Here is a 26,137-nt window from a genome sequence, read left to right as displayed (position 1 = left end):
CCCGTCGCCTGGCAGCGGGGGATCACTTCGAGCCAGGCCCACAACCCTCGTGCTCGCCGGCGGGTGCGCCCGCGCTGCGCGCGTTCCCTGTGGTCCAGTAGGGCGCGGACTTGACCGGGCGCTGGGCGCCCTCGTTTCGCCCGGCCACCCCCGCCCCTTTCCCCTGATCGTTTAACGGTTGGCTCACCGCGTCAAGGGCGCCTTCGGCGTCGCTTCGCGATCGCTGCGCGACCCTTGACCCGGTGAGCCAACCGCTAATGCAGCTGGGGATCGGGGACGGGGGAGGCCTGGGCGTGTGCCGGGCTTGTTTCGTCGCCGAGTTCCTGTGGCGTGGGTGATGGCGGGTGGGGGTGTGCTGGGCCCGTTTCGTCGCCGGGTGGTCGTTTCGCTGTTTTACTCCGCCACTGCCGGGTGTTTCGGGTCGTCCGCGCGGACCAGGACATCCGTCACCAAAGCGGGCTGGACCTCCTCCTCGTACCTGGCGAAGGCGGGCAGCGCCCACTGCTCCTCCTCCGGCAGACGCCTGCGTAGTGCGCCTGCCGAAACTGCCAGGTGCACCGCCAGGTCGAACGGCAGTCCGCGGCCCAGCAACAGCTCGCCGTCGACGATCACCACGCCGCCTGGGGGGAGTTCCACCCTGTCCAGCCGCGTCGCCCTGTCTCGGGAGGCGTCCCACAGTGCGGGCAGCACCAGGCCCGTGCCGCCGGGGCCGATCGGGTCCAGCACCTCGCGCCGCAGTGCGCCCTCGTCCAGCCAGTCGTAGTATCGCGCGTCCGGGTCCTGCTTGCCCTTCTCGAACCGCAGCGACGCCGGGCGCAGGAAGTCCACTGTGGACACCCTCAGTACCGGCCTGCCGTTGACGCGCAACGGGTCCACCAGTGCATCGGCCAACAGGGCGGTGTCCAGCACGCCGTCGACGGCCACCCGCACCCACGGCGTACCCGGCAGCGCGAGGATCCGTTCGGCCAGTTCCCCGGCGAGCCGGTCGAAGGAGATCGGCCGGTACTTCACCCCCCGATTCTCCCGGAAGCTCCTGCGCCACCGAGGGCAGGGCACCTTTCCCCGAGGTGAATCGTTCTCTTCCCGTCAGGACACCAAGGGGAAGGCAAACCAGGACATGCGGGTGCTCGACGAGCCGATCCAGCTCGACCAGGATTTCATCCAGAACCCCCATGCGGTGTACGAGCGGTTGCGGACCGAGTCGCCGGTCCGTCCGGTGGCGATGCCGCGCGGGCTGAAAGCGTGGCTGGTCACCGGGTACGCCGAGGCCAGGGCACTGCTCGCCGATCCGCGGCTGAGCAAGGACAACAAGCGCGTCCGCGAGCTGTTCGCCGTCCACCGCGGCGCGGACAGCGCCTTCGTCTCGTCGCTCGCCGCGCACCTGCTCAACATGGACCCGCCGGACCACACGCGGCTGCGCAAGCTCGTCAACAAGGCGTTCACCGTGCGCACGGTCTCGCGCCTGCGCCCGCGCGTCGAGCAGATCGCCGACGAGCTGCTGGCCGCGATGCCCGAGGACGGCCGCGTCGACCTGCTGAACGCGTTCGCGTTCCCGCTGCCGATCACCGTCATCTGCGAACTGCTGGGCATTCCCACAACGGACCGTGACGACTTCCGCGCCTGGTCCAACACCATCGTGTCTGCCGCGACTCCGGAGCAGCTGCGGAGTCACGGGACGGCGCTGTCGGAGTACTTGACCAAGCTCATCGCGGCGAAGCGCGCCGAGCCGACGGAGGACCTGCTCTCCGACCTGGTGCACGTGTCCGAGGCCGGTGACCAGCTGTCCGAGGTCGAGCTGATCTCCATGGCCTTCCTCCTGCTCGTCGCCGGGCACGAGACCACGGTCAACCTCATCGGCAACAGCGTGCGGGCGCTGCTGGAGCGGCCCGACCAGCTCGCGGCGCTGCGCGCGGACCCGTCGCTGCTGCCCGGCGCCGTCGAGGAGTTCCTGCGCTTCGAGGGGCCGGTGAACATCGCGACGCTGCGCTTCACCACCGAACCGGTCGAGGTCGGCGGCACCGTCATCCCCGCGGACCAGTTCGTCCTGATCTCGCTGCTGTCGGCCAACCGGGACGGCGAGAAGTTCGCCGAGCCGGACACCCTGGACGTGACGCGCCCGGCCGGCGGGCACCTGGCGTTCGGGCACGGCATCCACTACTGCGTCGGCGCGCCGCTGGCCCGGCTCGAAGCCGAGATCGCCCTGGGCAAGCTGCTCGACCGGTTCGACACGATCGAGCTGGACGGCGAGCCCGCCGGACTGCGCTGGCGGGACAGCACGCTGATGCGCGGGCTCGAGACCCTGCCGGTCCGCCTGCGCTGAAACCGCCGGTTTATCGTGCGGGCGTGGACCCCGCGCAGCTGCTCGCCCTCGACGCCCGGCACGTGTGGCACCCGTACGGCCCGATGCCCGGCCGGGTCGAGCCGCTGCTGGTGACCGGCGCGTCGGGGGTGCGCCTGCGGCTCGCCGACGGGCGTGAGCTCATCGACGGCATGTCGTCGTGGTGGGCGGCGGTCCACGGCTACCGGCACCCGGTGCTCGACGCGGCGCTCGCCGAGCAGGCCGGGCGGATGAGCCACGTCATGTTCGGCGGGCTGACCCACGAGCCCGCGATCCGGCTCGCGGCGAAGCTCGTCGAGCTGACCCCGCCCGGCCTCGAACACGTCTTCCTCTGCGACTCCGGCTCGGTGTCGGTCGAGGTCGCGGTGAAGATGTGCCTGCAGTACTGGCAGTCCTTGGGGCGCAAGGGAAAGCGCCGGATGCTGACGTGGCGCGGCGGCTACCACGGGGACACGTTCCACCCGATGAGCGTGTGCGATCCGGACGGCGGCATGCATTCACTGTGGCGCGGGGTGCTGCCGGAGCAGGTGTTCGTGCCCGAGCCGCCCGCCGGGTTCGACACCCCGGTGGACGAGTCCTATGTGGACGTTCTGGCGCGTGAGATCGAGGCGCACGCGGACGAACTCGCAGGTGTCATCGTCGAGCCCGTCGTGCAGGGTGCGGGCGGGATGCGGTTCCACCATCCCGGCTACCTGCGCGTGCTGCGTGAGCTGACCGAGCGGCACGGCGTGCTGCTGGTGTTCGACGAGATCGCGACCGGGTTCGGCCGCACGGGCACGCTGTTCGCGGCCGAGCACGCGGGCGTCACGCCGGACGTGCTGTGCGTCGGCAAGGCGCTGACCGGCGGTTATCTCAGCATGGCGGCCACGCTGTGCACGTCCGGCGTCGCGGACGGCATCTCCCGCGGCGAGGTGCCGGTGCTCGCACACGGCCCGACGTTCATGGGCAACCCGCTGGCGTCCGCGGTCGCGAACGCGTCGATCGACCTGCTGCTGGGGCAGGACTGGCAGGGCTCGGTGCGGCGGATCGAGGCCGGGCTGCGGTCCGGGCTCGCGGCCGCAGCACGGCTGCCCGGGGTAGCCGGCGCGCGCGTGCTCGGCGCGATCGGTGTCATCCAGCTGGACCACGAGGTGGACCTCGCGGCGGCCACGAAAGTGGCCACCGACTGCGGAGTGTGGCTGCGTCCGTTCCGGAACCTGATCTACGCGATGCCCCCGTACGTGTGCACGGATGCCGAGGTCCGGACCATCGCCGAGGCGATGGCGGCGGTGGCTGCGACGGCCTGACCGGCAGTACGGGAAAAGTTCACTAGAACGAGTGTGACGGCGAGCACTGTCCTGCTTGCGATCACGCTGCGTACAAATTCGAGGCCGTGGCCACGCTGCGGAGTGAGCGCGGGCGCGCCCATCGTTTGTTTCCGGCAGGTTTGCCAGTCACCACCTGCTGTGAACAAAACGTGAGTAGTTCTCTACATACCGGACATTCCTCCCGGCTTCCGGTATCTGTGGATCACCGGCGGTCACTGGGGACGAGCCGGATCACTTCGCCACACGGCAACCGAAATCGGAGGGCATCATGATCACAGCCGCACGCGAACGCGAGCACGCACCGCCGGGCTCCGGCGGGCGCGGCAGCCGCCTGCTGGAGAACCTGCGCCACGACGTCCCGGCGTCGCTCGTGGTGTTCTTGGTCGCCGTCCCGCTCTCGCTGGGCATCGCGCTCGCCTCGGGCGCCCCGATCGTCGCGGGCCTGATCGCGGCCGTCGTCGGCGGTGTCGTGGCCGGTGCGCTCGGTGGTTCGGCGTTGCAGGTCAGCGGGCCCGCCGCGGGGCTGACCGTCATCATGGCCGAGACGATCGCCGAGTTCGGCTGGGCCGTCACCTGCGCGATCACCGTCCTCGCCGGTGCGCTGCAGATCCTGTTCGGGCTCAGCCGCGTCGCGCGCGCCGCGCTCGCCATCTCGCCCGCGGTCGTGCACGGCATGCTGGCGGGCATCGGCGTCACGATCGTGCTCGCGCAGCTGCATATCGTCCTCGGCGGCAACGCACAGAGTTCCCCGGTGGGAAACCTGCTGCAGCTGCCGTCGCAGCTCGTCCACCTGCACGGCGCGGCCACCCTGCTGGGGTTGGGCACGCTCGCCGTGCTGGTGCTGTGGGGGAGGCTGCCCGCCGCCGTCCGGCGCGTGCCCGCCCCGCTGGCGGCGATCGGCCTCGTCACCGTGGTCTCGATGTTGCTCGCGCTGGACGTGCCCCGGGTCGACGTGCCCGCCGACGTGCTGCACCTGCGGTTCGCGCCGGAGTTCCCCGGCGGCGGCTGGTTCGCCTTCGGCGTCGCCGTGGTCACGGTCGCGCTGGTCACCAGCGTGCAGACCCTGCTGTCGGCGGTGGCCGTGGACCGGATGCACGACGGGCCCCGCACCGACCTCAACCGCGAGCTGATCGGGCAGGGCGCGGCGAACGCCGTCTCGGGGGCGCTGGGCGGGCTGCCCGTCGCGGGTGTCATCGTGCGCAGTTCGGCCAACGTCCAGTCCGGGGCCCGCACCCGCGTTTCGGCGATCCTGCACGGGTTGTGGATCCTGCTGTTCGTCGCCGTGCTGGCCGGGCTGCTGCGCAACATCCCGCTCGCCGCGCTCGCCGGGCTGCTGGTGCACGTCGGGGCGCGGCTGGTGAACGTCGCGCAGATCAAGGACGTGCTGCGCCACGGCGACCTGCCGGTGTACGTGGTGACGCTGGCCGGGGTCGTGGTGCTCGATCTGCTCACCGGAGTGCTGATCGGCATCGGCGTGGCCGCGGTGCTCATGCTGTGGCGGCTGCTGTGGGCGGGGATCCACGCGGAACGCGACGAGGACGGCTGGCGCGTGGTCGTCGAAGGCGCGCTGTCCGCGTTGTCCATCCCCCGGCTGACAACGGTGCTCAACGAGATCCCGCGCGGCAGCAAGGTCACCCTCGAACTGGTCGTCGACTACCTCGACCACGCGGCGTTCGACGTGCTGTCGGCGTGGCAGCACTCCTACGAGCAGGCCGGCGGCACGGTCGTCGTCGACGAGGTGGGCCACCCGTGGTTCCAGAGCGGCAAGGCGGGCGAGCCGACGGTGCACAAGTCGCGGGCGCGGCACGTCGTGCCCCGGTGGTTCGCGCCCTGGTCGCAGTGGCAGGGAACGCACGAGGAGGTGCCGCCGATCCCGGAGCAGCGCACGGGGAGCTCGATGCGGCGCGGCGTGGCGGAGTTCGAGCGGCGGACCTCGCAGCTGGTGCGGCCGTACCTGGACGACCAGGTGCACGCGCCGCAGACGTTGTTCATCGCGTGCGGGGACGCGCGGATCGTGCCGAACGTGCTCACCAGCAGCGGGCCGGGCGACCTGTTCACCATGCGCAACATCGGCAACCTGGTGCCGGACCACGCGTCCTGCGCGGCCGGAGGCGACGCGTCGATGGGGGCGTCACTGGAGTTCGCCGTGGACGTGCTCAAGGTGCGCGAGGTCGTGGTGTGCGGGCACTCCTCGTGCGGGGCGATGAAGGCCCTGCTCGACGGGGCGCCGGAGGACGCGCCGGCGCTGCGGGCGTGGCTGCGGCACGCGGAGCCGAGCGTCGCGCGGTACTGGACGCAGCCCCCGATCGCGGTCGAGGGTGAGGAGCCTGCGGGGCCCAACCAGCTGGCGCTGCACAACGTGGTCGAACAACTGGAGCGGTTGCGGGGTTATCCGACGATCGCCCGCGCCGAGGCACGCGGGGACATCGAGCTGCTGGGCATGTACTTCGACGTCGGTGCCGCGCGCGTGCACCTGTACGACCCGCGGACGGGGTCGTTCCACTCGGCGGCGAACCCGGCGGCGGACAGGAGGCTGACCAGTAAGTAGATCTTGCGGGTGCCGGTACTAGCGTGGACGCCCGTGAGCATGCTGGTGGTGACCGGAACGGGTACCGGCGTCGGCAAGACGGCCGTGACCGCCGCGATCGCGGCGCTCGCCGTCGACAGCGGGCGGCGGGTCGCGGTGCTCAAGCCCGCGCAGACGGGCGTCGGACCGGACGAGCCCGGGGACCTGGCCGAGGTGGCCCGGCTCGCCGGGGACGTGACCACGCGGGAGCTGCAGCGCTACCCCGACCCGCTGTCGCCGGAAGCGGCGGCTCGGCGCAGCGGCCTGCCCGTGCTGACCCCGTCGCAGGTGGCGAGCGCGGCCACCGAGCTGGACGAGACGCACGACCTCGTCCTCGTCGAGGGCGCGGGTGGGCTGCTCGTGCGGTTCGGCCCGGACGGCAGCACGCTGGCCGACGCGGCGTGGGCGCTCGGGGCGCCCGTGCTGGTGGTCGCGGAGGCCGGGCTGGGCACGCTCAACGCGACGGCGCTGACCGCGGAGGTGGCCACCGCGCGCGGGCTGCACGTGCCCGGCGTGGTCATCGGGTCGTGGCCCGCGGAGCCGGACCTGGCGATGCTGAGCAACGCAGCGGACCTGCCCGTCGCCGCCGGGGCGCCGTTGCTCGGCGCGCTGGCCGCCGGGGTGGGCGGGCTCGGCCGGGAGCAGTTCCTGGACCGGGCACGGGCCGGGCTGTCGCCGTGGTTCGGCGGCGAGTTCGACCCCGAGCAGTTCCAGAAGGCGGCCGCCGCCCGGACGTGACGTTCCTCGCTATGCCCGGCGGCACCCCGTGAGGCAGCATGGCTACCTGTCTGTGCCCGACGCTCGAAGGAGAGACGCCAGTGACCACAGCGCCCGAACGGACCGACGTCCTCGCCGTCGCACGGGAACAGGTGCTCGAACGGGGAGTGGGACTGGGGGAGCAGCAGGTCCTCGACGTGCTGCGGCTGGGTGACGACCGGCTGCCCGAGCTGCTCGCGCTCGCCCACGAGGTGCGGATGCGCTGGTGCGGTCCCGAGGTCGAGGTGGAGGGCATCGTCAGCCTCAAGACCGGCGGCTGCCCGGAGGACTGCCACTTCTGCTCGCAGTCCGGCCGGTTCCCCAGCCCGGTGCGCTCGGCGTGGCTGGACATCCCGGGCCTGGTCAAGGCGGCGCGGCAGACGGCCGAGACCGGTGCCACCGAGTTCTGCATCGTCGCCGCGGTGCGCGGGCCGGACCGGCGGCTGCTGTCGCAGGTGCGCGAGGGCATCGAGGCCATCCGCGCGGACGGCAACGACATCCAGATCGCCTGCTCGCTGGGCATGCTCACCCAGGAGCAGGTCGACGAGCTGGTCGGGATGGGCGTGCACCGCTACAACCACAACCTCGAGACCGCGCGCTCGCACTTCCCGAACGTCGTCACCACCCATTCGTGGGAGGAGCGCTGGGAGACGCTGCGCATGGTGCGCGACGCGGGCATGGAGGTGTGCTGCGGCGGCATCATCGGCATGGGCGAGACGCCGGAGCAGCGCGCCGAGTTCGCGGTGCAGCTCGCCGAGCTGGAGCCCGACGAGGTGCCGATGAACTTCCTCATCCCCCAGCCGGGTACTCCTTACGAGCGGTACGAGATCGTCGAGGGCAAGGACGCGCTGCGCGTCGTCGCCGCGTTCCGGCTCGCCATGCCGCGCACGATGCTGCGGTTCGCCGGCGGCCGGGAGCTGACGCTCGGTGACCTCGGCGCCGAGCAGGGCATGCTGGGCGGCATCAACGCGATCATCGTCGGCAACTACCTGACCAACCTCGGCCGGCCCGCGAGCCAGGACCTGGAAATGCTCGACGAGCTCAAGATGCCGATCAAGGCGCTGAGCGAGACGTTGTGACCGGTACGTACTGCGTGCACTGCGGTGAGCCGCTCGCGGGGAGCGAGCACCCGCGGTGCCACACCCCGCGCACGGCGCTCGAACCACCGCGGTTCTGCGCCCAGTGCGCGCGGCGGATGGTGGTGCAGGTGACGCCCACCGGGTGGGAAGCGCGATGCAGCCGACACGGTGCGTGCACGAGCGAGGGCACCGGCTAGTCTCGGCGTGCCAGCGGCGCGGCGAAGGGGGAGACACCAGTGGCTGAGGGAACGGTCGGGGCGGACGGCAGGTCCGAGGAGCCCGGGCTGTCCCGGCTGGTGTTCAGCCTGCCCCGCCCGCAGCCGCGCGTGATCGTCAAGGCCGACCTGCTGCCCGCGGTGAGCGTGCTGTCCCTGGTCGGGCTGGTGGGCATCCCGCTGGGCTGGCTCTGGTCGCTGATCGCGCCGCCGGAGCGGGTGCGCGTGTACGACGGGAACCAGCTCGTGCCGCTGCAGCTGGAGAGCTGGCACCGGTTCGACGACCTGGGCATCTACCTGCTGCTCGCGTTCGCCGCCGGTATCGCCACCGGCGTCGTGGTGTGGCTGCTGCGGGAGCGCCGCGGCCCAGTGATCATGATCGCGGCGGTGCTGGGCGGGCTGCTCGCGGGCTGGCTCGGCACGTCGATGGGCGTGGCGTTCGCTAACGGGCACTACGCCGTGACGGGCACGCCGAAGATCGGGGACGTGCTGGTCAAGGCGCCGCAGCTGGAGTCGCTGTGGGTGCTGGTGGCGCAACCCCTGGCCACGGCGCTGGTCTACGGCCTGCTGGCAGGCTGGAACGGCCGCGACGACCTCGGCCGCAGGCTGGGCTGAGGCCCCGCGGTGCCTTCCGTCGCGTAGGGGGCCGCCTCAGGGGGCGTGTTGCTGGGTGAGGCCGTGGTGGCTGCTGTTCGCCTGGGGGGTGCGGAGCGTGGCCCGTCTGCTGGTGAGCACCGCCGGTGGCGGGGCGTGCCGCGACGACACCCCTCAGTTCAGCACCGCGCGGGTCATCAGGTGGGGGAGCTGCGCGGGCGGCGCGGGCACGGCGTGTAGCGCCGCCAGGAAACCCGCCTCCCGGGACAGCAGGCGGTACACCATGCTCAACCGTCGGAGGGGGTGGCGTTCCTCCAGCAGGCGCTGGCGGTCGGCGAGAGGTAACAGACAGTCCGCGGCCAGGAGGTACGCCAGGTCGGCCGGGTGGGTTTCCGGCGCCGGAGGGGTGACCGCGTCACGGTCCCACGCCGACTCCCGGTAGCGCCGGTGCGCGGCACGCGCCGCGCCCGCCAGTCTCGCGGTCGCTTCGGCCGCGGCGGGCGGCAGGCGCTCGTCGTCCAGCCATTCCACTGTGCCCACCAGGTACGGGGCGCGGTGGGTCTCGATGTCGAGCAGACGAAACCGCCGCTCCCCGGTGGTGAGGATGTCGAACCGGCCGTCCGGCAGGCGCTCGCTCTCCCGCAGGATCGCCGTGCAGCCGACCTCCTGCACGTGCTCCAGCCGCTCGATCTCGCACATCCCCCCGGCCTGGATCGCGACCACGCCGAACCGCTTGTCCGGCACCGCACCCGTGAGCAGATCGACGGCGAGCTGCCGGTAACGCGGTTCGAACAGGTGCAGCGGCAACGCCGCACCCGGCAGGAGCACCGTCTGCAACGGGAACAGCGGGACGGTCACCTGCTTGCTCTCCGGCCGTTCCGCATCGGTCACGGCCTACACGGTACTTCGAAAACCGCTCCGCTGCTCATCGTCGCCTCGGCGGCGGCCGGAACACCGCGAACGGATCCGTCACCTGAATTCCCTCACCGGCGAAGGAGAACAGCGCGGCGGGCCGCCCCCCGCTGCGGCCCGGCGGTGCCGTGTGGCCGGTCGGCACCAGCAGCCCGCGGCGCGAAAGCACCCGCTGGAGGTTCGTCGCGGAAACCTTGTACCCCAACGCCGCGGAGTAGATCTCACGCAGCGCCGAAATGGTGAACTCCCTTGGTGCCAAGGCGAATCCGACGTTCGTGTAGCTCAGCTTGGAGCGCAACCGGTCGCGGGCGCGCAGGATGATCTCGCGGTGGTCGAACGCCGTCCGCGGCAGCGCGTCGATCTCGTGCCACCGGGTGTCCTCCGGCACCTCCGGATCCACGTCGGACGGCACCAGCCCGAGGAACGCCGTCGCGACCACGCGCGGACCCGGCACCCGGTCCGGGGCGCTGAACACGGCGAGCTGCTCCACGTGCCGCAGCTGCCGGACGTCCACCTTCTCCGCGAGCTGACGCCGGATCGACGTCTCCACGTCCTCGTCGGGACGCAGCCTGCCACCCGGCAGTGACCACCGGCCGACGTGCGGATCGAGGGCGCGGCGCCACAGCAGCACCCGCAGTGTGGCGGAACGCACCTGGACGACCGCCGCCAAAACCTCGTGTGCCAGGGGGGCGCTGCTGTTAATATGGCTTCGCACGGTTTTCGATTGTAAGGCGAAAACCCGCAAGCCGGTCCAGGAGGGCCATGATGACTTCGACTCTGCAGGAGCTGACCCCGTACACCGGGATCGAGCCGGACGCGGCCTGGGCGGAGGAGGTGCGCGAGCTCGCGCGGCAGCGCGACGCGGTGCTGCTGGCGCACAACTACCAGTCCCCGGCGATCCAGGACATCGCGGACCACACGGGCGACTCGCTCGCGCTGTCCCGCATCGCGGCGGCCAGTGACGCGTCGACCATCGTCTTCTGCGGCGTGCACTTCATGGCCGAGACCGCGAAGATCCTGGCGCCGGAGAAGACGGTGCTGATCCCAGACGCCCGCGCCGGCTGCTCGCTCGCCGACTCGATCACCGGCGCCCAGCTGCGCGCGTGGAAGGCCGAGCACCCCGGCGCGGTGGTGGTCTCGTACGTGAACACCACGGCCGAGGTCAAGGCGGAGACCGACATCTGCTGCACGTCATCGAACGCGGTGGACGTGGTGGCCTCGATCCCCGAGGACCGCGAGGTGCTGTTCTGCCCCGACCAGTTCCTCGGCGCGCACGTCAAGCGCGAGACCGGCCGCGACAACATCCACGTGTGGGCGGGCGAATGCCACGTGCACGCCGGGATCAACGGGCCCGAGCTGGCCGAGCGCGCGGCCGCCAACCCGGACGCCGACCTGTTCATCCACCCCGAGTGCGGCTGCGCCACCTCGGCGCTCTACCTCGCGGGCGAGGGCACCGTGCCGCGCGAGAAGGTCAAGATCCTGTCCACCGGAGACATGGTGCACGCGGCGCGCGACACCAAGGCCAAGACCGTGCTGGTGGCCACCGAGATCGGCATGCTGCACCAGCTGCGCAAGGCCGCGCCGGAGATCGACTTCCGCGCGGTGAACGAGCGTGCGTCGTGCCGGTACATGAAGATGATCACCCCCGCGGCCCTGCTCCGGTCGCTGCGTGAAGGCGTCGACGAGGTGCACGTCGACCTCGAGACCGCGGCCCGTGCGCGGGCTTCGGTGCAGCGGATGATCGAGATCGGCCAGCCCGGCGGCGGTGAGTGATGCGCCCGGTTAGCGACTTTCAGTCGAAAACCGCGGTGTGGGAGGCGAGAGCGGATCTCGTGGTCCTGGGCAGCGGAGTGGCCGGGCTGACCGCCGCGCTGCGCGCCCAGGAGCTCGGGCTGCGCGTGCTCGTGGTCACCAAGGCCGCGGTCGAGGACGGCAACACGCGCTGGGCGCAGGGCGGCGTCGCGGTGGTGCTGGAGGACCAGCACGACGAGGGTGACTCGGTCGGGCGGCACGTCGAGGACACGCTGGTCGCGGGCGCGGGCCTGTGCGAGCCGGACGCGGTGCGGTCGATCCTGCACGCCGGGCCGGGTGCGGTTTCGTGGTTGCGCCAGGCCGGCGCGCGGTTCGACCCGGGAGCAGCCGGGCTGCTCGCCCGGACGCGCGAAGGCGGCCACAGCGCGTTCCGCGTCATCCACGCCGGCGGGGACGCGACGGGCGCCGAAGTGGAGCGCACGCTCGTCGCCGAGGCCACCGGTCGGCGGCTTCCGGTGCTGGAGCGGCACATCGCCGTCGACGCGCTGCTCACGCCGCTGGGCGCGGTCGCGGGGGTCACGGTGCTCGACCCCGACGGCGTGCCCGGCGTGTTGCGCGCCCCGGCCGTGCTGCTCGCCACCGGTGGTCTGGGCCAGCTTTACCAGGCCACGTCGAACCCGGAGATCGCCACCGGTGACGGGCTCGCGCTCGCGTTGCGGGCGGGAGCGCAGGCGGCGGACCTGGAGTTCGTGCAGTTCCACCCCACCGTGCTGTACACGCCGGGCGCGCGCGGCCGCTGCCCGCTGGTCACGGAAGCCGTGCGCGGCGAGGGGGCGGTGCTCGTCGACGGCGCGGGGAAGTCCGTGATGCGGGGCGTGCACCCGCTGGGCGACCTCGCTCCGCGCGACGTCGTCTCGGCGGCCATCACGCGCCGCATGGGGCAGGCGCCGGGCGGCATCGACGACCACGTTTTCCTCGACGCCACCGGGGTTTCCGGCTTCGCCACGCGGTTTCCGACGGTCTTCGCGGCGTGCCGGGCGATCGGCGTCGACCCGGCGCGGGACCCGATCCCGGTGACGCCGGCCGCGCACTTCGCGTGCGGTGGGGTCGTCGCGGGCACGGACGGGCGCACCGGCGTGACGGGTCTGTACGCCGCGGGTGAGGTCGCCAGGACGGGACTGCACGGCGCCAACCGGCTCGCCTCGAACAGCCTGCTCGAAGGGCTGGTCACGGGGGCGGGCACGGCCGAGGCCGTCGCCGCGGACCTCGCGGCCGGGTTGCTGGCCGATCCGCGGCAGGGCCGGGAGCCGCGCCCGGGCGCGGTGCCGGTCGCCGACCGGGACGCCCTGCAGCGCGTGATGAGCCGGTACGCCGCGATCGGTCGGGACGCCGAAGGTCTCGCCGTGGTCGGCTCGGTGCTCGATCTGTCCACAGAAGACCGTCCACTGCGGACACACCGGGACGTGGAGGACGCCGCGCTCACCCTGGTGGCGCAGGCGCTGGTCGCCGCGGCCGAGCGGCGCACCGAGTCGCGCGGCTGCCACGTCCGCGCCGACTTTCCCGAGCGCGACGACGAGCTGTGGCAGCGCAGCCAGCTCATCCGGCTCAGCCCGTCGGGGCAGCCGGTGCTGGCCGATCCGGTTCCGGCGATGGGAGTGGCATGACCGACCTCGACCTGCAGGACGTCCGGCGCGTGGTGGAGCTCGCGCTCGCCGAGGACCTGCGGTACGGCCCGGACGCGACGACGAACGCCACCGTGCCCGAGAGCGCGACCGCGCGTGCGGAGGTGACGCCGCGGGTGAACGGCACTCTCGCCGGGCTCCCGGCGGCGCTGGCGGTGTTCGACCAGGTCCTCGGCGACGGCTACGAGGTGCTGTCCGCGCTGGAGGACGGCAGCAAGCTGGTCGCCGGGGAGCCGGCGCTGGTGCTGCGTGGTTCCGTCCGCGGGCTGCTCACGGCCGAACGGACGGCGCTGAACCTGTTGTGCCACCTGTCCGGCGTGGCCACGGCGACAGCGGCGTGGGTGTCCGCTGTGGACGGTACGGGCTGCCGGATCCGGGACTCCCGCAAGACTTTGCCGGGCCTGCGGCTGCTGCAGAAGTACGCCGTGCGCTGCGGCGGCGGGGTGAACCACCGGATGGGGCTCGGCGACGCGGTGCTGATCAAGGACAACCACGTGGTCGCGGCCGGTTCGGTCACGGCGGCCTTGGCTGCGGCCCGCGAGCACGCGGCCGGGCTGCCGTGCGAGGTCGAGGTGGACACGCTCGACCAGCTCGCCGAGGCGCTGGCGGCCGGGGCGGACGAGGTGCTGCTCGACAACTTCACGCCGGAGGACTGCGCGCGGGCGGTGCGGGCGCGCGACGAGCTGTCGCCGAAGACGCGGCTGGAGGCGTCCGGCGGGCTGAAGCTGCACAACGCCCGCGAGTACGCCGAGTCCGGCGTGGACTTCCTCGCGGTCGGCGGGCTCACGCACTCCTCTCCGGCGCTGGACCTCGGGCTGGACTTGCACTGACGGGTTAAGGTGCACGAGGGGGGAGAAAGAGTACGAAACTTGACCCGCGGTCCGAACTTCCTGCTCGCCCTGCTCCGGCGTGGCGCGCCCGTGCTCGCGTCCACGCCGCGTGAGCTGCCCTCCGAGGTCGACGACCCTGCTCCGGTCGCGGCCGTGCGCCGGATGGGGGCGATGGCGGCGAGCGAGGTGGAGCCGCCGGCCGACCCGCTGATGATCCGCGCGACGCGGTACGCCGTGTTGCTGCCGATGACGTTCCGGATCGTCGGGCTGCCGGCGGTGTGGCTCTGGCTCGTCCTCGGCTTCGGCCCGACGTGGCAGCAGACCGTGGTGGCGTGGTTCGGCACCGTCTTCACGGCGGCCAGCGCGGGGTGGGTGCTGCGGGTACCGGACCGGCGCGGGCGGTGGACGTGGGCGCTGCTGTGGACGGACGTCGCGCTCGCCGTCGGCGCCAGCCTGTGGTGCGGGGCGACGGCGCCCGCCGAGCTGTTCTGGCCGGGCGGGTGGCTGCCGTTCATCTACCTGACCAGCACGGTCGCGTTGTGGACGATGTGCCGCGGGCTGTTCGCGGGGCTCGGGCTGGCGGTGCTGGGCATCGGGCTGCAGGGCGTGTTGCTGTGGCTCGGGCCCGGCGGCGGGCGGCCGGCGCTGGCGAGCCTCGCCGGGGTCGCGGGGATGCTGCTGGTGGCGGTGGCGACGGCGGTGGGTTCGCTGGTGCTGCTCGGGCTGGCGACGCGGCTGGCGCTGGCGATCGGGATGCGGCTGGGGCAGGACGCGGAGCGGGCCCGCACGGAGCGGACGCTGCATGACACCGTGTTGCAGACGCTGGAGGCGATCGCACTGGCGGACGGCGGTGCGACGGAGCTGGCGCGGGTCCGGGAGGCGGCGCGCGTGCAGGCCACCGAGCTGCGGCGGATGCTGAACTCGACGGGTGCGCCGGACGGGCTGGCCGCCGAGCTGGCCACGCTGGCGACGGAGATGGCGCGCGAGGGGCTGCGGGCGGAGCTGGCGATCTCCGACATCGGCGACGACCAGCTGTCGGAGGCCCGCCGGATCGCGGTCCGCGACGCGGCGCGGGAGGCGCTGCGCAACACGATGAAGCACGCGGGCACGCGCGAGGTCGTGGTGCGGATGGAGGAGCGCGACGGCGGGGTCGTCGTGGTCACGCGCGACCACGGAGTCGGCTACGACGCCGACGCCCGCCCGGCGGGCTTCGGGATGAGCGAGTCGATGAAGGCGAGGCTGTCCGAGGTCGGCGGCTGGTGCCGGGTGGAGTCCCGCCCCGGGCGCGGCACGAGGGTGACGATGTGGGTGCCGCGCTGACCGGCTGCGGGATGGCGGGGGGTGGAGTTCCGGCCGGAGTCGCGGCACCCCGGGTGGCGAGGCGGGTACCGCGCTGACCGGCGGCGGGGACGGGGCACGGGTGGCCATGCTTGGCGGGCCGTGCTTGGGGCCGGCCGGAGTCGCGGCACGAGGGTGACGATGTGGGTGCCGCGCTAGGCGGCTGCGGGATGGCGCGGCTCGGGGTGCCCGCCTGATGAGGTGACCACGCGTCCGGCGCGCAGGAGGTGGCGGGCCCCGCAGCCGCGCAGACCTAACCCACCCCTGGCAGGTGGGTGTTCGCCTGCTGGACCAAGGGTGCCAGCTCCGGGATCTCGATCACCTCGCGGCCCGCGGCGCGGAGCAGCTCCGCGCCCTGCGCGTCGACGAACACCGCCGGTTCGCGCCACGCGAAGACGATCCTCGGGATGCCCGCGTCGAGGATGTGCTGCGTGCACGTGACCGGCCGGGACGCCCTCGCGCTGCACGGCTCCAGCGAGCTGTAGATGGTGGCCTCCGCGAGCGGCGCCTCCGGGCCCAGCTTCGCCAGCGCCGCCTCCTCCGCGTGGTCGTGCGGGTCCGTCTCGCCGGAAAAGCCCGTGGCCAGCACGCGGTCCGACGCGTCCGTGATCACCGCACCCACCCGGAACGTCGCGGACGGCGGGCACTGCTCCGCGAGTTCGGCCGCCTCCCGCAGCCGCCTGTGGTCGCGTGCCGCCTGGCCCGTCAGGTACCGCAGCAGCACGACATCACCCAGCTGCCGCGTCTCCACGAGCAGCATCCGGCCCTGCGGGAAGCGCCCCGCGCCCACGAACCGGGGCGCTTCCCGCTGGCCGACGAAGAACGGCGCGACGACCAGGTGCAGCTCGTCGACGACGTCTTCGGTCAGGAACAGGGTGTGGACGGCACTGCCGCCCTCCACCATCAGCCGCCCGATGCCGCGGTCGGCCAGGTCGGCCAGCAGCCGGTGCACGTCGAGCGGTTCGCTCGCGTCCACGACCGTCGCGACGTCGCCGAGCTGGGCGCGTAATGCCGGGACCGCCGGAGACGCCGCGTACACGAGCTTCGCGACGTCCCCGGTGGTGAAGAACTTCGCGCCCGGGTCCAGCTTCCCGCTGGTCGTGAGCGTGACCTTGACGGGATCGGGCCCGGACCGCGACAGCAGCCGGGGGTTGTCGGCCCGGATGGTGCCCGCGCCGACCAGGATCGCGTCCGCACCGGCGCGGACCTGGTCGACGCGGTCGAAGTCCTCCGGACTGGAGAGCAGCAGCCGCTCCTGGCTCGTGTCGTCGAGGTAACCGTCGAGGGACATCGCGGCCGAGGCCAGGACGTACGGGCGCTTGCTCACGCCCCCAAATCTCTCACACGCCCGCGTTCGACCGGATCCACGAGCGGCTCGCCGACACCTTCGCGTAGTTCTGCGTGCCGTTGGTCTGGTAACCGGTGTTGCTGCCCGTTGAGCACACGCCGACCTGCTTGCCGCCCGACAGTTCCGGGCCGCCGGAGTCGCCGTGCCACGACGAGCCGGTCACGCCACGGCTGGCGATCGCCGGGCCGCCGTAGGCGTCGGAGCTCGTGCCCGTGACGCGGACGTCGGCGGTCTTGAGCGTGCTGGACGGCGGGTTGCTGCCCTGCGTGCGGCCCCAGCCGTAGATCTGGTTGGTGGCACCGGTCGCCGGGTCGCTGTCCGCGAGCTGCATGTACGTCGTGCTCACCGCGCGGGTCAGGTGCAGCAACGCGATGTCGCCGTTCGGGGAGGCCAGCTGCCGGTCGACGTCGACGTCCGTGCCCTGCTGCAGCGTCACGCTGCCGATCTTCACGTGCATGCCGGGGCTGTTGAGGCAGTGCTGGGCGGTGAGCACCCACTGCGACGCGATGATCGTGCCGGAGCACTCGAACCCGCCGTAGCTGGACACGTCGTCCCAGTAGATCTGCGCGCCCCACGGCGCCGAGCTGACGGTGGTGCCGCCGATGATCAACGGCGTGGCGGCTTCGGCGGTTGCGACGCCCGCACCGGCGAGCACGGCGGCGGTGGCGAGGACGGCAGCGGTCTTTCGCATGGGAACCTCCGGGGAAGGGGAAGAACCTCTCGAAACTATTTCCGCCAGAACTTCCCCTGGTACCTACGGAAGTCGGAAAAAACGGTCAGCGCGCGCAGGCCAGCGGCAGGGTGCGCCGGACGGCCGACTCGTGCCGTCCGTACAGCGGCACGGCCACGACGTCCAAGTCGTCCGCCCGGGGCGCGCGGCGGTGCTCGACCACCCGCAGCACGACGTCCTCCCGCAGCCGGCCCCGTGAGGTGCGGCGGAGGGAGAAGGACGCGACGGTGAAGGCGGCCTGGCGCGCGCCGGCGTGGAAAGCGCTTTCAAGATCGGCTCGCGGCGTGAAGCACGCCTGCGTGGTGCCCGCCGCGGACCACGCCCGCCAGCCGTCCGACACGGCCGCCGGTTCCCCTTGCACGCCAAGGGTTGCCCGCAGTTCCGCGGCCAGCTCGCCCGCTTCCAGGATCGTCGCGGGATACCCTGCCTCGGCGAGCGTGCCGAGCAGGTTCAGCGCCGCGCGGACGAGCGCCCGGTGCTCGCCCAGCTCACCGGGACCGCGCGACAGCGCCGCGAGCGGGGCGTCGGCGGGGCGGTAGCGCAGGGCGACCAGGTGCACGCGCCGCCCGCGTTCGGACCGCGCGACCAGCTGCGCCCCCGCCAGCGGAATCTCCTCGTTCTCGCAGACGTGGCGCAGCAGTCCGCTCAGCCACCGCACGTCCGGCTCGGTCGTCAGCCGCAGGACCGCCGTCCAGCCGTTCCCGGAGCCGATGACGCCGAAGCGGTTGCCGGCGCGGTCGTGGTGCTGGCGCAGCCGGAAGTCCGGGGCGAGCACGAGCAGGGGATCGGTGCCCAGCCTGCGGTCGTCGTGGCGCAGCAGCCGATAGCGCACCCACGTCAGTGCCCAGCCCGCGAAGTGCCGTCCGGCCAAACGCACCGAGGTGGCCCCGACCACCAGCGCCGCCAGCAGTTCGGTTTCCGGGGACTGGTCCGCGAGGCAGCAGACCGCCGCGAGCACCCACACGGCGACCTGGGCGGGGCGGATCGGCAGAACGTACGGCGACAGGGCGGCGCTCGCGCGGTGCGCCCCCGTGAACGTAGGAATCCGTGCCCCGGCCGTGGTCAAGATCGACGCCTCTCCTTGATTCCTGGTACAGAATAAACGGGGCCGTCACTTTTTCTGCCGGTAGAAATAGCCACAGGGGGTCCGGGTGCGGAAGAATCCGCGGGCGCGGGCGGGGTATCCCCCGGGGGACGAGGCGAGGAGGCGGGGATGAGCGAGCAGCCGCGGATCCGGGTGAGCGTGATCGAGGACCATCCGTTGTACCGGTCCGCCGTGGCGCGGGTGCTGGCCGAGGCGGCGGACATCGAGCTCGGCACGGTCGCCGACTCCGTGCCCCGGTTCGCCGCGGCCCGCGAGCCCGCGGGCACCGTGGTGGTGCTCGACCTGAAGCTGCGTGGCGTCACGGACTCCGCCGCGGTGCAGAAGGTCGTCGAGATGGGGCACAAGGTGCTCATCGTCTCGGCGCACGCGGGGCAGGAGGAGGTGCTGGGTGCCATCTCGGCGGGCGCGCGCGGGTACCTGTCGAAGGACGCCGACGGCGCCGACATCCTGCGTGCGGTGCGGGAGATCGCGGCGGGCAACACGTACGTCTCTCCCGCGCTGGCGTCGTTCCTGCTGAACTCGACGCGCGGGGTGAAGAGCCTGCTGTCCGACCGCGAGCGGCAGGTGCTGTCCCTCGTCGCGGCGGGCGAACGGGACAGCGACATCGCCGAGGCCATGTCGATCAGCGTCCGGACCGTCCGCTCCTACCTGGAGCGCATCCGGGACAAGACGGGCCGCCGGCGCCGCCCGGACCTGACCCGGCTGGCCATCGAGGAGGGCATCAGCTGACGGGCGCGGCGCCCCAGCGCAACGCGATGCCCTCGCCCCGCAGGGCGCGGCGGAACCACAGCAGCGACACCACGATCGCGGCGCCGATGACGCTCCACGAACCCGCGGTGGAGACCACCAGGAAGTTGCCGACGCTCTCCCGCGCGAGGATCCACAGCGTCGTGACGCCGTTGGTCAGGAACACCAGCGCCCACAGCAGCGACAGGCGACGGAACATCTGCTCCACGCGCGGGTGCTTGCTGAACGCGTCGGGGAACGCGCAGAAGTCGTCGGCGAGCTTCGCGATGAACGGGCGGCCGAACGGCAGCGAGCCCACCATCACGAGCGCGATGAGGAAGTTCTGCAGCGTCGGCTGCAGGAAGTAGAGGAACGCGCTGCCGGTGACCAGCCCGAGGACCGTGCGCCCGACGAGCAGCCCGGTGGTCAGCAGGAGCACGGCGGGGACCGGCTGGCGCAGCACGGCCCGCCGGGCGAGCGCGAGCACCGACCAGGACAGCGCGGCGATCAGCCCGCCGTCGAAGCCGACGAGGGTCAGCAGCAGGTAGAACAGGCCGAGCGGCACGATCGTCGACTCGAGCAGGTGCTTCGCGCCCTGGCGCAGGAGGGCGCCGAGGGCGGGGAGGTGGACCGTCACGTGGTGGGGCATCGGACTCACAGTCTGTGCGCGGGGGAGCACGGGGCGGGGCTCGTGAGGCGGCTCAATCTACCTCCTGGACGTGTGAGATCAGGGTCGGGTTCCGGTAACGCTCCGGGGAATTTCCGGATGCGGGGAAGGCGGTGCCCACGGTGTGATGGTGGCGTGAAGGGGAGGTGAGCGGATGGGCGTGGAACTGCTCGTGGCGGTGCCCGCCGCGGTGGCGGGGGCGGCGCTGATGGGGCTGGCGTCGGCCGCGCAGGCGAAGGCCGCGCACCAGGTGCCGCGCAGCCGCACGCTGAACCCGGGGCTGCTGGTCGCGCTGGGGCGCCGTCCGCTGTGGCTGGTGGGGATCGTGGCGACGGTCGGGGGACTGGCGCTGCAGGTGCTCGCGCTCGGGTACGGGCCGTTGCTGCTGGTGCAGCCGCTGCTGGTGACGGCGTTGCCGTTCGCGAGCGTGTTCGCCGCGTGGCTGGGCGGGCGGCGGCCGGATCCGGTGGTGGTGCTGGGCACCTTCGTCTGCGTCGCGGGGCTCTCGGCGTTCCTCGCGCTGGCCCGGCCGGCTGGGGGTTCCGCCGAGCTGGTGCACGACGCCGGGCCGCTCGCCCTGGTGCTGGGGCTGCTCGCGCTGACCGGGCTCGGCCTGTCGTGGGTGCTGCGGGGGCCGGGGCGGGTGCTCGGGCTGGCGCTCGCGACGGGCGTGCTCTACGGCGTGACGGCCGGGCTGCTGAAGGTGGTCGCCGGGCAGCTGCGGGAGGGGTGGTCCGTGCCGTTCACGCACTGGGCGCTCTACGTCGTGTGCCTCGTCGGGCCGGTGGGGTTCCTGCTGTCGCAGAACACCTTCCAGCAGGGGCGGATGATCGCGCCCGCGCTCGCGGTGATCACGACGAGCGACCCGCTGGTGGGCGTGGCCGTGGGCATCGGCTGGCTCGGCGAGTCGGCGGCTGCCGGCGCGGGCGTGCTGACAGGGGAGATCCTCGCGGCGGCCGTCATCGTGGCGGGGATCTGGCTGCTGTCCCGCCGCAGCCAGGCGGTTTCGCCTAGCTCAAGCGCCGGTTCGCGAGTGCACCCGTCGCAGCCCGTGCTTTCCGGGTGACCTCGGGGTCGACGTCGACGACGAGCAGCTCGGGGCCGGGCCCGGCCTGCGCGCGGACGTGCCCGAAGCCGTCGGCGACCGTCGAGTAGCCGATGCCCGTCGGGGCCTTGGGGTTCACCTCGGTGCCCGTTTCGGCCGGGTCGGCCTGGCCGCAGCCCAGCACCCAGCAGCCGGAGTCGAGCGCGCGGGCGCGCACCAGCACGTCCCACTGCTCGCGCTTGCCCTCGCCCTTGCCCCACGACGTCGGCACCACGATCGCCTCGGCACCCTCGTCGGCCAGGCGGCGGAACAGCTCGGGGAACCGGACGTCGTAGCAGGTGGCGAGGCCGAGCGTGACGTCGTCGACCGTGGTGGTGACGACGTCCGAACCCGGCGCGACGGTGTCGGACTCGCGGAAGCCGAACGCGTCGTAGAGGTGGATCTTCGTGTAGCCGAGGTGCCTGCCCAGCCCGGTGACCAGCAGCGTGTTGCGCACCCGCCCGTCATCCGACGGCGTGAACATGCCCGCGACCACCAGCACGCCGTGCTCGTCCGCGACCGCCGACACCGACTTCGCCCACGCCCCGTCCAGCGGTTCGGCGAGGGGGCCGAGCTTGACGCCGAAGCGCACCATGGCGGCTTCGGGGAACACCACGACCCGGGCCCCTTCGGCGGCGGCCCTGGCCACTTCGCCGCGGATCAGTTCGAGGTTCCCGGCCGGGTCCTCGCCGGACGTGACCTGACTCAGCGCGATCCGGAGCACGGCTACCTCCCTGGTCGTGGACGGCTTCCCCCTCCGTACCCTAGACCCATGCTGAACCGCACCGACCTGCGTGAAAAGGTCCCGTCCGCCGCCGAGCTGCGTACCACGCTGCCTCGTGCCGAGATCGACGTGGACGCGGCGCTGCATCAGGTGCGGCCGGTGGTCGAGGCGGTGCGCGACCGCGGGGTCGAGGCCGTGCTGGAGTACACGGAGAAGTTCGACCGCGTCCGGCCCTCGACCGTGCGCGTGCCCGCGGAGGCGCTGGCGAAGGCGCTCGCGGAGCTGGCGCCGGAGGTGCGCGCGGCGCTGGAGGAGTCCATCGAACGCGCCCGCAAGGTGCACGCCGACCAGCGACGCGCCGACGTCACCACGCAGGTGACCGAGGGCGGCACCGTCACCGAGCGGTGGGTGCCGGTCGAGCGCGTCGGCCTGTACGCGCCGGGCGGGCTGGCCGTGTACCCGTCGAGCGTCGTGATGAACGTGGTGCCGGCGCAGGCCGCGGGCGTCGGGTCGCTGGTGCTGTGCACGCCGCCGCAGGCCGAGTTCGGCGGCAGCCCGCACCCGACCACGCTGGCCGCCGCCGCGTTGCTGGGCGTCGACGAGGTGTGGGCGGTCGGCGGCGCGCAGGCCGTGGCGCTGCTCGCGTACGGCGGGACGGACACCGACGGCGGCGAGCTGGTGCCGGTCGACCTGGTCACCGGGCCCGGCAACATCTACCTGACCGCGGCGAAGCGCATGTTGCGCGGGCTGATCGGCATCGACTCCGAGGCGGGTCCGACGGAGATCGCGATCCTCGCCGACGAGACCGCGGACGCCGGGCACGTCGCCGCGGACCTGATCAGCCAGGCGGAGCACGACACGCTCGCCGCGAGCGTCCTGGTCACCACGTCGGTTGCGCTCGCCGATGCCGTCGACGCGGAGCTGGCCACGCGGGTCAAGGCCACCAAGCACAGCGAGCGGGTCACCACCGCCTTGCAGGGCAAGCAGTCCGGCACGGTGTTGGTGTCCACTGTAGACGACGGGCTGCGCGTGGTGGACGCGTACGCCGCCGAGCACCTGGAGATCCAGACGGCGAACGCCCGCGAGGTCGCGGCCAGGGTGCGCAACGCGGGTGCGGTGTTCGTCGGGCCGTACGCGCCCGTTTCGCTGGGCGACTACTGCGCGGGCTCGAACCACGTGCTGCCCACCGGCGGGTTCGCCCGCCATTCGTCGGGCCTGTCCGTGCAGAGCTTCCTGCGCGGCATCCACGTCATCGACTACAGCGAACAGGCGCTGCGCGAAGTGTCCGGCAAGGTGGTCGCGCTGGCGAACGCCGAGGACCTGCCCGCGCACGGCGAGGCCGTGACCGCGCGCTTCGAGGGAGAGAAGTGACAGCAGAAGACGTGACGCTGGCGGACCTGCCGCTGCGCGAGGACCTGCGGGGCCGCACCCCGTACGGCGCGCCGCAGCTGGACGTGCCTGTCCGGCTCAACACCAACGAGAACCCGTACCCGCCGCCGCAGGAGCTGGTCGACGACGTCACCGCGGCCGTGCGCGAGGTCGCCGCCGGGCTGCACCGGTATCCGGACCGCGACGCGCTCGCGTTGCGGCAGGACCTGGCGGACTACCTGTCGGTGTCCACGGGTGTGCTCGTGTCGGAGCGGAACCTGTGGGCCGCCAACGGATCCAACGAGATCCTGCAGCAGATCCTGCAGGCGTTCGGCGGGCCGGGCCGCACGGCGCTGGGCTTCGAGCCGTCGTACTCGATGCACCCGATCATCGCGGCGGGCACGCGCACCGAGTGGGCGCCGACGCCGCGCCGCGAGGACTTCACGCTCGACACCGCGGCCGCGGCCGCGATCGTGGCCGAGCGGCGGCCGGACGTGGTGTTCGTGACCAGCCCGAACAACCCGACCGGCGGCTCGATCCCGTTGGCGGAGCTGGAAGCGGTGCTGAAGGCGGCGCCCGGCATCGTGGTGGTGGACGAGGCGTACGCGGAGTTCTCGTCGCAGCCGAGCGCGCTCGCGCTGCTGGCGGAGTATCCGGCGAAGCTCATCGTGTCGCGCACGATGAGCAAGGCGTTCGCGTTCGCGGGCGGCCGGCTGGGCTACCTCGCCGCCGCCCCGGCGGTGGTGGACGCGCTGCAGCTCGTGCGCCTGCCATACCACCTGTCGCTGCTGACGCAGGCCGCCGCGCGGGCGGCGCTGCGGCACGCGGACGCCACGCTCGCGTCGGTCGCGAAGCTCGCCGCGGAGCGGGAGCGGGTGGTGGAAGCCTTGCTGGGCCTCGGTTTCACGCCGGTGCCGAGCGACGCCAACTTCGTCCTGTTCGGACGGTTCAGCGACGCGAAGGCCAGTTGGCGGTCCTATGTGGACAACGGAGTGCTGATCCGCGACGTCGGCATCGAGGGGCACCTGCGGGTGAGCATCGGCACCCCGGAGGAGAACGACGCCTTCCTGGCGGCGAGCAAGGAGGTCCCCCGGTGAGCAGGGTCGGCAAGATTTCCCGTACCACCAAGGAGTCCTCGATCTCCGTCGTGCTCGACCTGGACGGCACGGGCGAGGTGGAGATCTCCACGGGCGTGCCGTTCTACGACCACATGCTTACGGCGTTCGGCGTGCACGGCTCGCTGGACCTGAAGGTCGAGGCGACGGGCGACATCCACATCGACGCCCACCACACGGTCGAGGACACCGCGATCGTGCTGGGCCAGGCGCTTTCCCAGGCGCTGGGCGACAAGAAGGGCATCCGCCGCTTCGGCGACGCGTGGATCCCGATGGACGAGACGCTCGCCCACGCGGCGATCGACGTCTCCGGGCGCCCGTACTGCGTGCACACCGGCGAGCCGGAGGAGTTCAACACCTTCACCATCGGCGGCAACTACCCGTTCGTCCTGACCCGGCACGTGTTCGACTCGCTGGCGTTCCACGCGCGGATCGCCCTGCACGTGCGCGTCCTGTACGGCCGGGACCCGCACCACATCGCCGAAGCGCAGTACAAGGCGCTCGCCCGCGCCCTGCGGGCCGCCACCGAGCCCGACCCGCGCGCGGGCGGCATCCCGTCGACCAAGGGTGTGCTGTGAGCAAGGAGATCGTCGGAATCCTGTTGCTGGCGCTGGCCGGTTTCCTCGCGGGCGGCGTGTACAGCACGTGGAAGAACTCGAAGGTGCTGGCCGGGCTCCTGCTCGTCGCCACGCTGCTCGCGCTCGGCGGCGCGATCGCCTGGTTCGTCGGCTGAACGCCGGTGCGGCCGCGAGGGGCACGGCCGCACCGGCCCGGCCTCACCAGCCGACTGCGACGAGCATGTACTGCGGGTTGTTCACCGAGATGAACGAGGACTGCTCGGCGTAGTCGTCGTACGGGAAGCCGTACGCCTTCCCGTCGATGGCGTTCTGGTGCCAGAACTGCGAGTAGTAGTTCGCCGGCGCGGTCTGGTAGAAGTTCGCCGGGTTGGACTGGTCCGCCGTCGGCAGCTGCGCGACGTGCCGGTTGATCCCCGCGCACAGCTGCGGGTTGGCCGACAGGGTGCCGCCGCAGCCGAAGATCTGCGCGGTCGAGTCGTTGCTGTCGCCGACGGATGCGGCGTAGCTGGAGAAGTAGTTCGCGTACTGCCCACCGGGCTGGAACGCGGGGGCGTTGCCCGGCGACGGGATGCCGTAGGGCGCGTTGACGGTCGCCAGCTGCTTGAACTCCGTGGGCACCGAGTTCTGGAACCGCTGGAACGTCGCGTCCCTGCTCTCGGAGAATGTCGCGTAGTTCTCGCCGACCACGCGCTCGGAACCGTCGTGCCCGTGCACGAGCAGCGCGAGCTTGAGGCCGAACCGGTCGACGCGGGTGGTGTTGACGTTGATCTGCGCCGCGCCGACGGTGAACTCGATGAAGTCGTAGTACTGCCCGTTCGGCGAGCCGAGATAGAAGTACATGCGCCCGGCGGAGTTGGCGGGCATGTCGATGTAGGGCTGCTGCGCGATCGAGGCCGTCTGGCCGTTGAAGCTCCAGTACACCTGGCTGTCGGGGTACTGGCCGTTCGTGTGGTTCTCGACCTTGACCGTCAGGACGTTCTGGGCGGCGGGGATCGTGCTCGTGTCGCCCCAGAACGACGCGGGCGGCTCGCCGGTGGCGGGCGCGGCCTGCGCCGTGGTGACGGGGAGAGCGGCCAGCCCGAGGGCCAGCAGGACCGGGATCAGGCGTCGTGCGAACAGCATCGTTCACCTCCGGAAGGCGCGACGGCACCCTGGGGGACCGGGCGGGCGCGCCGGATCGATTTTCCTGATGCGGCAACGCTTCCGGGTTCGGGAGGGCGGCCGTCCCGGCCTCGCTCGGCAGCGCGGTCCCAGTATGTTGCCGGGTCCAACAAACGTCAAGGGTGAGCGGGCAACAAGGTATGGACCACTTCGGGAAAGCGC

Annotated in this window: 26 protein-coding genes; 17 read left to right on the top strand and 9 right to left on the bottom strand. The window is 72.4% G+C overall.

Annotated features, from left to right (window positions below):
• Positions 1 to 393: 393 nt before the first annotated feature.
• On the bottom strand, positions 394 to 1,011 hold the full coding sequence (locus FHX82_RS05410; RefSeq protein ID WP_145935520.1) for a nucleoside/nucleotide kinase family protein: 618 nt from the start codon (positions 1,009 to 1,011) through the stop codon (positions 394 to 396).
• A 106-nt stretch (positions 1,012 to 1,117) separates the two neighbouring features.
• Here FHX82_RS05410 and FHX82_RS05405 point away from each other — a divergent pair, with 106 nt between their 5' ends.
• From FHX82_RS05405 to FHX82_RS05380, 7 genes are all read left to right on the top strand, one after another.
• Positions 1,118 to 2,320, top strand: coding sequence for a cytochrome P450 family protein (locus FHX82_RS05405; protein WP_145935519.1), 1,203 nt, complete (start codon positions 1,118 to 1,120; stop codon positions 2,318 to 2,320).
• Positions 2,321 to 2,343: 23 nt separating this feature from the next.
• The gene (locus FHX82_RS05400; protein ID WP_145935518.1) at positions 2,344 to 3,624 is read left to right on the top strand and encodes an adenosylmethionine--8-amino-7-oxononanoate transaminase; all 1,281 of its coding nucleotides are present in this window, start codon (positions 2,344 to 2,346) and stop codon (positions 3,622 to 3,624) included.
• Between the two features lie 289 nt (positions 3,625 to 3,913).
• Positions 3,914 to 6,193 carry a SulP family inorganic anion transporter gene (locus FHX82_RS05395; RefSeq protein WP_145935517.1) on the top strand — a complete coding sequence of 760 codons (2,280 nt, stop codon included), beginning with the start codon at positions 3,914 to 3,916 and terminating at the stop codon, positions 6,191 to 6,193.
• 39 nt (positions 6,194 to 6,232) lie between these two features.
• Positions 6,233 to 6,949, top strand: a complete 717-nt coding sequence (gene bioD, locus FHX82_RS05390) for a dethiobiotin synthase (protein WP_183176583.1) — start codon at positions 6,233 to 6,235, stop codon at positions 6,947 to 6,949.
• An 80-nt stretch (positions 6,950 to 7,029) separates the two neighbouring features.
• Positions 7,030 to 8,046 carry a biotin synthase BioB gene (gene bioB, locus FHX82_RS05385; protein ID WP_145935515.1) on the top strand — a complete coding sequence of 339 codons (1,017 nt, stop codon included), beginning with the start codon at positions 7,030 to 7,032 and terminating at the stop codon, positions 8,044 to 8,046.
• On the top strand, positions 8,043 to 8,243 hold the full coding sequence (bsaP, locus tag FHX82_RS36795; protein ID WP_145935514.1) for a biotin synthase auxiliary protein BsaP: 201 nt from the start codon (positions 8,043 to 8,045) through the stop codon (positions 8,241 to 8,243). Before bioB ends, bsaP begins: the two co-directional genes overlap by 4 nt.
• An 87-nt stretch (positions 8,244 to 8,330) precedes the next feature.
• Positions 8,331 to 8,876, top strand: coding sequence for a DUF2567 domain-containing protein (locus FHX82_RS05380; RefSeq protein WP_221215623.1), 546 nt, complete (start codon positions 8,331 to 8,333; stop codon positions 8,874 to 8,876).
• 153 nt (positions 8,877 to 9,029) lie between these two features.
• On the opposite strand, the gene FHX82_RS05375 is transcribed toward FHX82_RS05380, so the two are convergent.
• Both FHX82_RS05375 and FHX82_RS05370 read right to left on the bottom strand, forming a co-directional pair.
• A complete protein-coding gene (locus FHX82_RS05375) occupies positions 9,030 to 9,746 on the bottom strand; it encodes an LON peptidase substrate-binding domain-containing protein (RefSeq protein WP_145935512.1) in 717 nt (238 codons plus the stop codon).
• A 34-nt stretch (positions 9,747 to 9,780) separates the two neighbouring features.
• A complete protein-coding gene (locus FHX82_RS05370) occupies positions 9,781 to 10,437 on the bottom strand; it encodes an NUDIX hydrolase (RefSeq protein WP_308431622.1) in 657 nt (218 codons plus the stop codon).
• Between the two features lie 95 nt (positions 10,438 to 10,532).
• Here FHX82_RS05370 and nadA point away from each other — a divergent pair, with 95 nt between their 5' ends.
• From nadA to FHX82_RS05350, 4 genes are read left to right on the top strand one after another with little or no spacing between them, the layout of a single operon-like run.
• On the top strand, positions 10,533 to 11,540 hold the full coding sequence (gene nadA / locus FHX82_RS05365) for a quinolinate synthase NadA (protein WP_145935510.1): 1,008 nt from the start codon (positions 10,533 to 10,535) through the stop codon (positions 11,538 to 11,540).
• Positions 11,540 to 13,183, top strand: a complete 1,644-nt coding sequence (locus FHX82_RS05360) for an L-aspartate oxidase (protein WP_145935509.1) — start codon at positions 11,540 to 11,542, stop codon at positions 13,181 to 13,183. The genes nadA and FHX82_RS05360 overlap by 1 nt, the downstream gene beginning before the upstream one ends.
• On the top strand, positions 13,180 to 14,031 hold the full coding sequence (gene nadC, locus FHX82_RS05355; protein WP_145935508.1) for a carboxylating nicotinate-nucleotide diphosphorylase: 852 nt from the start codon (positions 13,180 to 13,182) through the stop codon (positions 14,029 to 14,031). The genes FHX82_RS05360 and nadC overlap by 4 nt, the downstream gene beginning before the upstream one ends.
• A 39-nt stretch (positions 14,032 to 14,070) precedes the next feature.
• Positions 14,071 to 15,351, top strand: a complete 1,281-nt coding sequence (locus FHX82_RS05350; RefSeq protein ID WP_145935507.1) for an ATP-binding protein — start codon at positions 14,071 to 14,073, stop codon at positions 15,349 to 15,351.
• Between the two features lie 271 nt (positions 15,352 to 15,622).
• On the opposite strand, the gene FHX82_RS05345 is transcribed toward FHX82_RS05350, so the two are convergent.
• The 3 genes from FHX82_RS05345 to FHX82_RS05335 form a co-directional block, all read right to left on the bottom strand.
• Entirely contained in the window at positions 15,623 to 16,696 is a 1,074-nt protein-coding gene (locus tag FHX82_RS05345; RefSeq protein ID WP_145935506.1) for a dihydrofolate reductase family protein, read from the bottom strand.
• Between the two features lie 13 nt (positions 16,697 to 16,709).
• Positions 16,710 to 17,408, bottom strand: coding sequence for a S1 family peptidase (locus tag FHX82_RS05340; protein WP_145935505.1), 699 nt, complete (start codon positions 17,406 to 17,408; stop codon positions 16,710 to 16,712).
• 85 nt (positions 17,409 to 17,493) lie between these two features.
• Positions 17,494 to 18,513, bottom strand: coding sequence for a type VII secretion protein EccE (locus FHX82_RS05335; protein WP_229881482.1), 1,020 nt, complete (start codon positions 18,511 to 18,513; stop codon positions 17,494 to 17,496).
• Between the two features lie 147 nt (positions 18,514 to 18,660).
• Here FHX82_RS05335 and FHX82_RS05330 point away from each other — a divergent pair, with 147 nt between their 5' ends.
• A complete protein-coding gene (locus FHX82_RS05330; protein ID WP_145935504.1) occupies positions 18,661 to 19,281 on the top strand; it encodes a LuxR C-terminal-related transcriptional regulator in 621 nt (206 codons plus the stop codon).
• On the opposite strand, the gene FHX82_RS05325 is transcribed toward FHX82_RS05330, so the two are convergent.
• Positions 19,274 to 19,927 (bottom strand): VC0807 family protein, encoded by a 654-nt coding sequence (locus FHX82_RS05325; protein WP_145935503.1) that lies wholly within the window; start codon positions 19,925 to 19,927, stop codon positions 19,274 to 19,276. The two genes, FHX82_RS05330 and FHX82_RS05325, sit on opposite strands and share 8 nt — an antisense overlap.
• A gap of 172 nt (positions 19,928 to 20,099) precedes the next feature.
• On the opposite strand from FHX82_RS05325, the gene FHX82_RS05320 reads away from it, so the two are divergent.
• A complete protein-coding gene (locus FHX82_RS05320; RefSeq protein WP_145935502.1) occupies positions 20,100 to 21,011 on the top strand; it encodes a DMT family transporter in 912 nt (303 codons plus the stop codon).
• On the opposite strand, the gene FHX82_RS05315 is transcribed toward FHX82_RS05320, so the two are convergent.
• On the bottom strand, positions 20,956 to 21,753 hold the full coding sequence (locus tag FHX82_RS05315) for a carbon-nitrogen hydrolase family protein (protein WP_145935501.1): 798 nt from the start codon (positions 21,751 to 21,753) through the stop codon (positions 20,956 to 20,958). The two genes, FHX82_RS05320 and FHX82_RS05315, sit on opposite strands and share 56 nt — an antisense overlap.
• A 48-nt stretch (positions 21,754 to 21,801) precedes the next feature.
• Here FHX82_RS05315 and hisD point away from each other — a divergent pair, with 48 nt between their 5' ends.
• Genes hisD through FHX82_RS05295 form a run of 4 tightly spaced genes read left to right on the top strand, consistent with a single transcriptional unit; the run spans position 21,802 to position 24,969 of the window.
• On the top strand, positions 21,802 to 23,124 hold the full coding sequence (gene hisD / locus FHX82_RS05310) for a histidinol dehydrogenase (protein WP_145935500.1): 1,323 nt from the start codon (positions 21,802 to 21,804) through the stop codon (positions 23,122 to 23,124).
• Positions 23,121 to 24,218: a histidinol-phosphate transaminase gene (locus FHX82_RS05305; RefSeq protein WP_145935499.1), complete on the top strand. Its 1,098-nt coding sequence runs from the start codon at positions 23,121 to 23,123 to the stop codon at positions 24,216 to 24,218. The genes hisD and FHX82_RS05305 overlap by 4 nt, the downstream gene beginning before the upstream one ends.
• Positions 24,215 to 24,814, top strand: a complete 600-nt coding sequence (hisB, locus tag FHX82_RS05300) for an imidazoleglycerol-phosphate dehydratase HisB (RefSeq protein ID WP_145935498.1) — start codon at positions 24,215 to 24,217, stop codon at positions 24,812 to 24,814. The genes FHX82_RS05305 and hisB overlap by 4 nt, the downstream gene beginning before the upstream one ends.
• On the top strand, positions 24,811 to 24,969 hold the full coding sequence (locus FHX82_RS05295) for a CG2302 family histidine operon protein (RefSeq protein WP_183176484.1): 159 nt from the start codon (positions 24,811 to 24,813) through the stop codon (positions 24,967 to 24,969). The genes hisB and FHX82_RS05295 overlap by 4 nt, the downstream gene beginning before the upstream one ends.
• A 43-nt stretch (positions 24,970 to 25,012) precedes the next feature.
• Here the strand turns inward: FHX82_RS05295 and FHX82_RS05290 are convergent, their stop codons facing one another.
• Positions 25,013 to 25,936 carry a glycoside hydrolase family 64 protein gene (locus FHX82_RS05290; RefSeq protein WP_145935497.1) on the bottom strand — a complete coding sequence of 308 codons (924 nt, stop codon included), beginning with the start codon at positions 25,934 to 25,936 and terminating at the stop codon, positions 25,013 to 25,015.
• Between the last annotated feature and the right edge of the window lie 201 nt (positions 25,937 to 26,137).

The organism is Amycolatopsis bartoniae, from assembly GCF_014191255.1.
Classification (GTDB): domain Bacteria; phylum Actinomycetota; class Actinomycetes; order Mycobacteriales; family Pseudonocardiaceae; genus Amycolatopsis_E; species Amycolatopsis_E bartoniae.
This window is presented reverse-complemented; position numbering and strand designations above follow the sequence as displayed.

Bases quoted from the DNA above. Each gene is read 5' to 3' on its own strand.
- FHX82_RS05395 (WP_145935517.1), top strand. From the start codon at position 3,914: ATGATCACAGCCGCACGCGAACGCGAGCACGCACCGCCGGGCTCCGGC.
- FHX82_RS05405 (WP_145935519.1), top strand. From the start codon at position 1,118: ATGCGGGTGCTCGACGAGCCGATCCAGCTCGACCAGGATTTCATCCAG.
- FHX82_RS05340 (WP_145935505.1), bottom strand. From the start codon at position 17,408: ATGCGAAAGACCGCTGCCGTCCTCGCCACCGCCGCCGTGCTCGCCGGT.
- FHX82_RS05290 (WP_145935497.1), bottom strand. From the start codon at position 25,936: ATGCTGTTCGCACGACGCCTGATCCCGGTCCTGCTGGCCCTCGGGCTG.
- FHX82_RS05325 (WP_145935503.1), bottom strand. From the start codon at position 19,927: ATGCCCCACCACGTGACGGTCCACCTCCCCGCCCTCGGCGCCCTCCTG.
- FHX82_RS05360 (WP_145935509.1), top strand. From the start codon at position 11,540: ATGCGCCCGGTTAGCGACTTTCAGTCGAAAACCGCGGTGTGGGAGGCG.
- nadC (WP_145935508.1), top strand. From the start codon at position 13,180: ATGACCGACCTCGACCTGCAGGACGTCCGGCGCGTGGTGGAGCTCGCG.
- FHX82_RS05320 (WP_145935502.1), top strand. From the start codon at position 20,100: ATGGGCGTGGAACTGCTCGTGGCGGTGCCCGCCGCGGTGGCGGGGGCG.
- hisD (WP_145935500.1), top strand. From the start codon at position 21,802: ATGCTGAACCGCACCGACCTGCGTGAAAAGGTCCCGTCCGCCGCCGAG.
- nadA (WP_145935510.1), top strand. From the start codon at position 10,533: ATGACTTCGACTCTGCAGGAGCTGACCCCGTACACCGGGATCGAGCCG.
- bioD (WP_183176583.1), top strand. From the start codon at position 6,233: ATGCTGGTGGTGACCGGAACGGGTACCGGCGTCGGCAAGACGGCCGTG.
- FHX82_RS05330 (WP_145935504.1), top strand. From the start codon at position 18,661: ATGAGCGAGCAGCCGCGGATCCGGGTGAGCGTGATCGAGGACCATCCG.